The organism is Sinomicrobium oceani, from assembly GCF_900119185.1.
Lineage (GTDB): Bacteria > Bacteroidota > Bacteroidia > Flavobacteriales > Flavobacteriaceae > Sinomicrobium > Sinomicrobium oceani.
Genome location: NZ_FPJE01000016.1, coordinates 103,385 through 111,634, shown reverse-complemented (window position 1 = coordinate 111,634; position 8,250 = coordinate 103,385). Strand labels below are relative to the sequence as shown.

The following is an 8,250-nucleotide window of genomic DNA, read 5'->3' as shown; positions in this document are numbered from 1 at the left end:
GTTTTCATGTAGGGCCTGCTCTATTTTACGCGAAGAATACAGGTTGCGCAAATAGGCATACACTAAAATTTTTAGCAATACTTTGGGATGATAGCTCGATGTACCGCCTCCACGATAGGTCTTTTCCAGGTTGCTCAAGTCTACCGAGTCCAAAATCGTGTTGACAATACGTACAGGATGGTTCTGAGGAACTAGGTCATCATAACTGGGCGGAAGCAGGCTCAACTGCCCTTGGTCGTAGATCTTCCAGGTGACTTTTCGGCTCATGCTTAAAGTTACAAACACAAAACCTTATAACAAAAAAAAGAGGCTGCCTTTTTAGACAACCTCGATTTTTAAAGGTGGTCCCACATGGGCTCGAACCATGGACCCCCTGATTATGAGTCAGGTGCTCTAACCAGCTGAGCTATAGGACCCGCATTTTGCGGATGCAATATTACTACATATTTTGATTTGCTGCAAACTTTTTACGGTTTTTATATTACTTCATTTTTTCCCCTATCCGCTGCGGAACGCCCGTCTCCCGTATCCTGACAGAGTTCTACCAATACTCCATGAGTTCCCTTGGGATGCAGGAAAGCCACCAGTTTACCGTCAGCGCCCTGTTTGGGTTCCGGATTCAGTATTGTAAACCCTTCTGCCTGTAGTCTTTCGATCTCCATTTTGATATCATCTACATCAAAAGCAATATGGTGTATACCCTCTCCCCGTTTTTCGATAAACTTATGTATCGCACTATCCGGATCTGTCGCTTCGAGCAGTTCGATCTTGCTCTCTCCCACCCGGAAAAAAGACGTTTTTACCTTTTCGCTTTCCACCGTTTCCGTTTTATATGGCTCCACCCCCAGCAGTTTGGTGTACAAGGTGTTGGCGGTATCCATATTACGGACGGCGATGCCGATATGTTCTATTTTTTTCATGTCCTTTGCGTTTACACAAATATAACGATCACCCTGTAATTTACTGAATATGTAACGATTTATGCCTGCGATTGTCTATCACTTCCCGGTATTTCCTATTTTTGCAGTATGGAGAGTAACAGACAGAAAAAGATAGCAGGGGTAATTCAGCGCGACCTGGCCGATATTTTACAACGCGCTGCCACAGACGGAGGCCTGCACGGTGTGCTGATCTCCGTAACCAAAGTTGCCGTAACCGTAGACCTTTCCATAGCAAAAGTCTACCTCAGTATTTTTCCGAATGACAAAGCGGCAGAGCTTATAGCAGGCGTACAGAAAAGTAAAGCTCAAATAAAGCACGAACTGGCCAGACGTACCAAAAATCAGCTTCGCAGGGTTCCGGAACTGGACTTTTATGTGGATGATTCGCTCGAATACATCGATAAAATCGAAAAATCCCTGAAAGGTTCCGAAAATCCTATCGAGAATCCGGATATCCTGGACAAAAGAAAAAAGTCGTAAATACGCATCATGTGTTTTCGGCGTTTTTCTAAGGACAAATCCGTATTTTACGAAAACAGTGCAAAAGACAGAACGTGCATTTTCCTACCTACATAGCCAAACGATACCTGGTCTCCAAAAGTAGCCAGAATGCGGTGAATATTATAAACCTGGTGACCTTCCTGGTGGTGGTTATAGGGGCTGCTGCCCTGTTTATCGTGCTTTCGGGCTTTTCCGGACTTAAAACCTTTACGCTGTCTTTCAGCAATTCTTTTGATCCGGACCTCAAAATCATGAGTGACGGCGGGAAGTTTATGGAATTTACCCACGAAGCGCACGAACAGCTTCGTAACATTCCGGAGATCGCTTATTTTTCCCGGGAAATAGAAGAACAGGTACTGCTCACCCATCAGCATAAAAATCACGTGGCCCTCATTAAGGGAGTCGATACGACATATACACACGTCGTACAAACCGACAGCATCCTGTACTATGGTAATTGGTTCGACAGGGAACTGAATGAAGTCGTCACAGGAATCGGTACGGCAAGTCTGCTCGGCCTGGCACTGAACGATTATATGAATCCGTTGCGCATCCTCGTCCCAAAACCGGGGAAAGGGAGCATTACCTCCGGTTCTACACCTTATAACGAAGTGGCGGTGACGGTTTCGGGGGTATATGCAGTGACGGAAGACCTGGACAAAAAATACGTATTTGCAGACCTGGCTACCGTTCAGCGGATACTTCACAAAACTCCCGAAGAACTCACCGGTATTAATGTAAAGCTCGTTACGGGAGCCGATGTGGCAAAGGCTAAAGAACACATTGCCGAAGTGTTCCCGAATGGAATACAGATCAAAGACCGGGTAGAACAGAATGATGCCCTGTACCGCATGCTCAATACGGAAAATATGGCTACGTATCTCATATTTACCCTGGTGCTTGTCATCGCCCTGTTCAACGTAGTCGGGGCTATTATCATGATGATCCTGGACAAACGCAAAAACTTAAATACCCTGTTCAGTATGGGCGCTACCGTACGGCAGCTTCGGCATATTTTCTTCGTGCAGGGGCTTATGGTAACCCTGGTCGGCGGTGTCATCGGGATTGCCCTCGGACTGCTCCTCACCTGGTCTCAAATGATCCTGGGGTGGCTTCTCATTACTCCTACATTACCCTATCCTGTAGAAATTCACCTTGCTAACATAGGTATAGTTTTCGGGACTATTGCCGTACTCGGACTTATCGCTTCCAGGATCGCTTCCGGAAGGATCTCCGAAAAACTCATTATGGAGCAGGGCTGATACGTTGTGAGACACCCACAAGACACATGCCGAAAATGCTCAAATCCGGAAATCAGTACACAAACTGTTGTTCGCCGTACGATCAAACAAACTGATAATCTCCGAACTTTTCCAGCACTTCATCAAAAGCCGCAAAGACGTCCGCGGCATCGTCTGAAGTTACCATTTTCTGCCGGTATTCCTTGAAGTGAGGTATCCCTTTGAAATAGTTCGTATAGTGCCTCCTGGTTTCAAAAACGCCCAGCTTATCCCCTTTCCAGTCAATAGCCATACTCAGGTGTCTCCGGGCTGCATCCACCCTTTCCTCCATCGTCGGCGGGGCAGCGTGTCTTCCGGTTTCGAAAAAGTGTTTTACTTCCTTAAAGAACCACGGATACCCGATACTTGCCCGTCCTATCATGGCACCATCCAGTCCAAATGTATCGCGCATTTCCACAGCTTTTTCCGGACTGTCCACATCGCCATTCCCAAAAACCGGGATATGCATTCTGGAATTGTTCTTGACTTCTGCAATAGGCTTCCAGTCCGCTTCACCTTTGTACATCTGTACGCGGGTCCTTCCGTGTATCGATATTGCCTGTATGCCCACATCCTGAAGCCGTTCCGCGACTTCGACGATCTTTATCGACGCATTGTCCCATCCGAGGCGTGTCTTTACCGTAACCGGAAGTTTGGTACGCTTCACGATCTCTTCCGTGAGTTTTACCATCAACGGAATATCGCGCAGTATTCCCGCTCCGGCATTTTTGCACACCACCTTTTTTACGGGGCAGCCAAAATTAATATCTATGATATCCGGGTTGGATTGTTCGACGATATCAACCGCCTGTAACATGGAATCCAACTCCGCACCGAAGATCTGAATACCTACCGGACGTTCCTTTTCATAAATGTCGAGTTTCTGCATACTTTTGGCTGCATCGCGTATAAGCCCTTCGGACGAAATAAATTCCGTATACACCACATCGGCCCCCTGTTCCTTGCAAAGCGCCCGGAACGGAGGATCACTCACGTCTTCCATAGGAGCCAGCAAAAGCGGGAACGCACCCAATTCTATGTTACCGATCTTAGCCATTCTACTACATTGATTTTGTTGCAAAATTAAACTATTTATACTAAAATGCAGATTTACAAGCACCGGATGTCCTATCTTTACCCCTCAAAAAGCCTGATCCTTGCTGCAGATACCCTTTGAGCCTTATATTTTCGGCTATCGCGTCAACATACACCTCATCCTGGAATACCTGGCTTTCTTTATCGGTTTCCGGTATTATCTCTATCTCCGCAAAAATCAGAAAGACACGATTTCGACATCCAACCGGCTTTCCATAATCATAGGGGCTACCGTAGGGGCCTTTCTCGGATCGCGGATCGTGGGCATCCTGGAAAATCCCTCCCTACAGCTATCGCCCCAAAATATCCTCGTGCTCCTTAATACAAAAACCATTATGGGCGGACTCTTCGGGGGCCTGCTTGGCGTAGAGCTTTGCAAAAAGATTATCGGAGAGAAATCATCTTCCGGCGATCTGTTTACATTACCCATTATCGCCGGGATCTTTACAGGCCGGATCGGGTGCTTGCTCAGCGGAATTAATGAGTTCACCTACGGTAAAAGCACAGATTTCTTTCTGGCCATGGACCTCGGCGACCAGATACCGAGACATCCCCTGGCGCTGTACGAACTGATATTTTTATTATTTTTATTTTTTGTCTTAAAAAAGCACATCAGTGCCAGAGACCTGCCGGACGGTACGGTTTTCAGGATATTTATGATCTCCTATTTTTCGTTCCGTTTCGGTATCGAATTCCTGAAACCCAATGTGTTTTTCGTTGCCGGTCTGAGTACCATTCAGTGGCTATGCCTGGTGTGTATACTATACTATTATAAAACTGTTTTTCAACTACTGCATTATGCCGGAAAGAAAGTACACTTATTATGATTTTACACTGAGCCTTTGCCCGGAGTGCCTGAAAAGGGTCGATGCCAAGATCGTCTTCGAGGACGACATGGTATATATGCTCAAACGATGCCCCGAACACGGAGCCTCCAAAGTGCGCATTGCAGATGATATCGCCTATTACAAGAATATCCGCAATTACAACAAACCTTCCGAAATGCCCTATACTTTCAATACCAAAACGCATTACGGATGTCCTTACGACTGCGGTCTGTGCCCCGATCATGAACAACATTCCTGCCTGACTATTGTCGAGGTTACCGATCGTTGCAATCTCACCTGTCCTACCTGCTATGCCGGATCTTCCCCGCATTACGGCAGACACCGGACACTTGAAGAGATCCGTAACATGCTCGATGCTGTCGTGGCCAATGAAAAGGAGCCCGATGTCGTCCAGATCAGCGGGGGAGAACCTACCATTCACCCGCAGTTCTTTGATATTCTGGATTATGCCAAAACCTTACCCATAAGGCACCTCATGATCAATACCAATGGGATCAGGATCGCCAAAGATTTCGAATTTGCCAAACGTCTCAAAACCTACAGTCCGGATTTTGAAATCTACCTGCAGTTCGATTCGTTCGACGACCACGTACTCCGCGAAATGCGGGGGGCAGATCTCCGGGAGATCAGGCAGAAAGCCCTGGATCATCTCAACATCCTTAACCTGTCCACCACCCTTGTGGTCACCTTGCAAAAAGGGTTGAATGATCATGAAATAGGAAAAATAATCGATTTCGGATTACAACAGCGGTGCGTCCGTGGCGTCACTTTTCAGCCTACGCAGATCGCCGGAAGACTGGAAGGTTTCAATACCGATACGGACCGTATTACCCTCACGGAAGTACGCCGGAAAATACTGGAACAATCTCCCGTATTCAACGAAGACGACCTCATTCCCGTTCCCTGCAATCCCGATGCCCTCGTAATGGGATATGCCCTGAAACTCGGCGGAGAAGTATTTCCTCTGACCCGGTATATCAACCCGGCAGACCTGCTGGACAACAGCAAGAACACCATTGTTTATGAGCAGGACGAAGCCCTGCACGGCAAAATGATAGCATTGTTCAGCACGGGAAACTCCGTAACCTGTGCCGAAGAAAACCTGCAGTCCATCATGTGTTGCCTTCCACAGATCGATGCACCCGACCTCGGATACGATAATCTGTTCCGGGTTATTATCATGCAGTTTATAGACGCTTATAATTTTGATGTAAGGGCCGTTAAAAAATCCTGCGTCCATATTGTGAACAAAGATTATAAAATCATCCCCTTCGAAACCATGAACCTGTTTTACAGGGATGACAAACGAAAAATTCTGGACAACCTTATCGGTTGAAAAATAACTAATTAAAATGGAAAAAAATGATTTTTGAGAGTGCAAATATGGATTTTACAGGAGTCGTTGTATTTCTTTTCAGCCTCATGCTCGGGCCGCCGATCATTCTTTTTATCATCGGTCTGGCCATGTTCCAGAAATATCGCAAAGCCGCCAAGATACTGTTTATTCTCGGTGGGGTTTACCTGCTGATAGGCCTGGGGATATGCGGATCACTGCTCGCCTCATAATATAGTACACCTAAGAAAATAATATCCCCCATGTAACAAGGTTATAACATGTGCCGCAACGATTAAATTATCCGGTAATTTTTCGGATTATTCCCGAATAATCCTTTACTTGCCCGTTCCATAACCAAAACCAGAACAAATTATGTCAAAAGCTACACCTCCTCTTATCCTGTTGTTTTTAATTTTGTTATCGTGCACAAATAGAGAAAAGCATAAAAAGACAACTTCTGCACCACCCAATGTTATCATTATTTTTACCGATGACCAGGGTTATGAAGATGTAGGTTGTTTCGGTTCCCCGGATATTCTTACACCCAATCTCGACCAGATGGCGAAAGAGGGTATAAAACTCACTTCATTCTATGCCGCCCAGCCGGTTTGTTCGGCTTCGAGAGCAGCCTTACTTACCGGGTGTTATCCTAACCGTATCGGTATTCACAACGCTCTGATGCCACACTCCCCGATAGGCTTGAATCCCGAAGAGGTTACCCTGGCGGAAATGCTCAAAGACAAGGGGTATGCTACCGCTGTTTACGGTAAATGGCACCTCGGGGACGATCCTCTTTTTATGCCAAACAATCAGGGATTCGATGATTTTTTCGGTATTCCGTTTTCCAATGACATGTGGCCCAATCATCCGCAGCAGGGCAGTGTATTCCATTTCGATCCGCTGCCGTTATACGAAAACCAAAATGTTATAGATACCCTCAACGACCAATCCATGCTGACTACCCGTATCACCGAAAAAGCGGTGAACTTTATCACAAACAACCGCGAAAAACCGTTTTTTCTTTACGTGGCCCATCCGCAACCCCATGTACCTTTGTTTGTTTCGGATAAATTCAAAGGAAAATCGGAGAGGGGACTGTATGGCGATGTGATCATGGAAATCGACTGGTCTGTCGGAGAAATATTGCGCACGCTCCGGGAACAGGGACTGGACGACAATACCCTCGTTGTCTTTACCTCCGACAATGGTCCGTGGCTGTCTTACGGAGACCATGCAGGATCGGCATATCCTTTTCGCGAAGGCAAGGGCACATCCTGGGAAGGAGGACAACGCGAACCCTTTATTGCAAGGTTTCCCGGTAAATTACCCGAAAATAAAACCATAAGTACACCGGTCATGGCCATTGATCTTTTTCCTACGATAGCTGCACTGACAGGTGCCCGCGTGCCCGATCATAAAATCGACGGAAAAGACGTATGGGATATTTTTACCGGGGATACCGATAAAAATCCGCATGACGCTTATTATTTCTATTATAAAGTAAATGAGCTCCACGCCGTCAGGTACGGGCACTGGAAACTCTATTTTCCTCATAATTACCGTACCATGGAAGGACAGGAGCAGGGCGCAGGAGGACAACCCGGGGATTACCGATATGTAGATGTCAAAGAACCGGAACTATACAACCTGGAAACCGACTCTTCCGAAACGAAAAACGTAGCTGCCCTGCACCCGGATATTGTTGATAAAATCACAAAACTGGCCGATGCCAAACGACAGGAACTCGGAGACAATCTCCTTGACATCAAAGGCAAGGAAAACCGGGAACCCGGAAGATCGAAGTGATGTGTGCGTAGTCGGGAGGTTCGGAATTGGGTGGTAAATGATTACCTGAGAAATACAATATTCAAAGTTAATGAGTTCCTCCGTTATTAGGGTCATAGAAAAAAAATAGACCTATGAACGCTTATCGGATTAAAATCATGCCGTAACAACTGAATAACCCAACCTAACGTGAATACTGTTTATGATATGTATCCATAATCTCATTTCAACAGTTTTAAAAATATTAAGATCGTCTCCCGATATTATCGGGAGACGCTTTTCCGTTACGGCTCCGGGAAACCCCCAAATCATCACGAATAAATTACCTGTTTATCAATACTTTATATTTCATCTTATCCATTATTCATGTTAACCTAATAACTAAAAAACTACCAACTAAGAACTACAGAACCAATAAAACTCCATCCCCCTCTCACGGCCCGGAAAGCATCGTTAATAAAATC

The 8,250-nt window shown here is 45.9% G+C and carries 9 protein-coding genes and 1 tRNA gene; 6 read left to right on the top strand and 4 right to left on the bottom strand.

The annotated features are described in order from the left end of the window. The 3 genes from BT112_RS21505 to mce form a co-directional block, all read right to left on the bottom strand. The coding region (locus tag BT112_RS21505) for a transposase (RefSeq protein ID WP_139276232.1) at positions 1–267 on the bottom strand (267 nt) is incomplete at its 3' end. A 75-nt stretch (positions 268–342) separates the two neighbouring features. Beyond that, a tRNA-Ile gene (locus BT112_RS14915) sits at positions 343–416 on the bottom strand. A gap of 60 nt (positions 417–476) precedes the next feature. Next, the gene (mce, locus tag BT112_RS14910) at positions 477–920 is read right to left on the bottom strand and encodes a methylmalonyl-CoA epimerase (RefSeq protein ID WP_072318185.1); all 444 of its coding nucleotides are present in this window, start codon (positions 918–920) and stop codon (positions 477–479) included. A gap of 108 nt (positions 921–1,028) precedes the next feature. Here mce and rbfA point away from each other — a divergent pair, with 108 nt between their 5' ends. Continuing rightward, positions 1,029–1,421 carry a 30S ribosome-binding factor RbfA gene (gene rbfA, locus BT112_RS14905; RefSeq protein ID WP_072318184.1) on the top strand — a complete coding sequence of 131 codons (393 nt, stop codon included), beginning with the start codon at positions 1,029–1,031 and terminating at the stop codon, positions 1,419–1,421. A 74-nt stretch (positions 1,422–1,495) separates the two neighbouring features. Beyond that, positions 1,496–2,704, top strand: a complete 1,209-nt coding sequence (locus BT112_RS14900; RefSeq protein WP_072318183.1) for an ABC transporter permease — start codon at positions 1,496–1,498, stop codon at positions 2,702–2,704. A gap of 82 nt (positions 2,705–2,786) precedes the next feature. On the opposite strand, the gene dusB is transcribed toward BT112_RS14900, so the two are convergent. Next, positions 2,787–3,779, bottom strand: a complete 993-nt coding sequence (gene dusB / locus BT112_RS14895; RefSeq protein WP_072318182.1) for a tRNA dihydrouridine synthase DusB — start codon at positions 3,777–3,779, stop codon at positions 2,787–2,789. 100 nt (positions 3,780–3,879) lie between these two features. Between dusB and BT112_RS14890 the strand changes: the two genes are divergently transcribed. From BT112_RS14890 to BT112_RS14875, 4 genes are all read left to right on the top strand, one after another. After that, positions 3,880–4,644 carry a prolipoprotein diacylglyceryl transferase family protein gene (locus BT112_RS14890; protein ID WP_245777049.1) on the top strand — a complete coding sequence of 255 codons (765 nt, stop codon included), beginning with the start codon at positions 3,880–3,882 and terminating at the stop codon, positions 4,642–4,644. After that, positions 4,616–6,001 carry a radical SAM protein gene (locus BT112_RS14885; protein ID WP_072318181.1) on the top strand — a complete coding sequence of 462 codons (1,386 nt, stop codon included), beginning with the start codon at positions 4,616–4,618 and terminating at the stop codon, positions 5,999–6,001. Before BT112_RS14890 ends, BT112_RS14885 begins: the two co-directional genes overlap by 29 nt. A gap of 26 nt (positions 6,002–6,027) precedes the next feature. Then, a complete protein-coding gene (locus BT112_RS14880; RefSeq protein ID WP_072318180.1) occupies positions 6,028–6,231 on the top strand; it encodes a hypothetical protein in 204 nt (67 codons plus the stop codon). Between the two features lie 142 nt (positions 6,232–6,373). Then, positions 6,374–7,807 (top strand): sulfatase family protein, encoded by a 1,434-nt coding sequence (locus BT112_RS14875; RefSeq protein ID WP_072318179.1) that lies wholly within the window; start codon positions 6,374–6,376, stop codon positions 7,805–7,807. Positions 7,808–8,250: the final 443 nt, after the last annotated feature.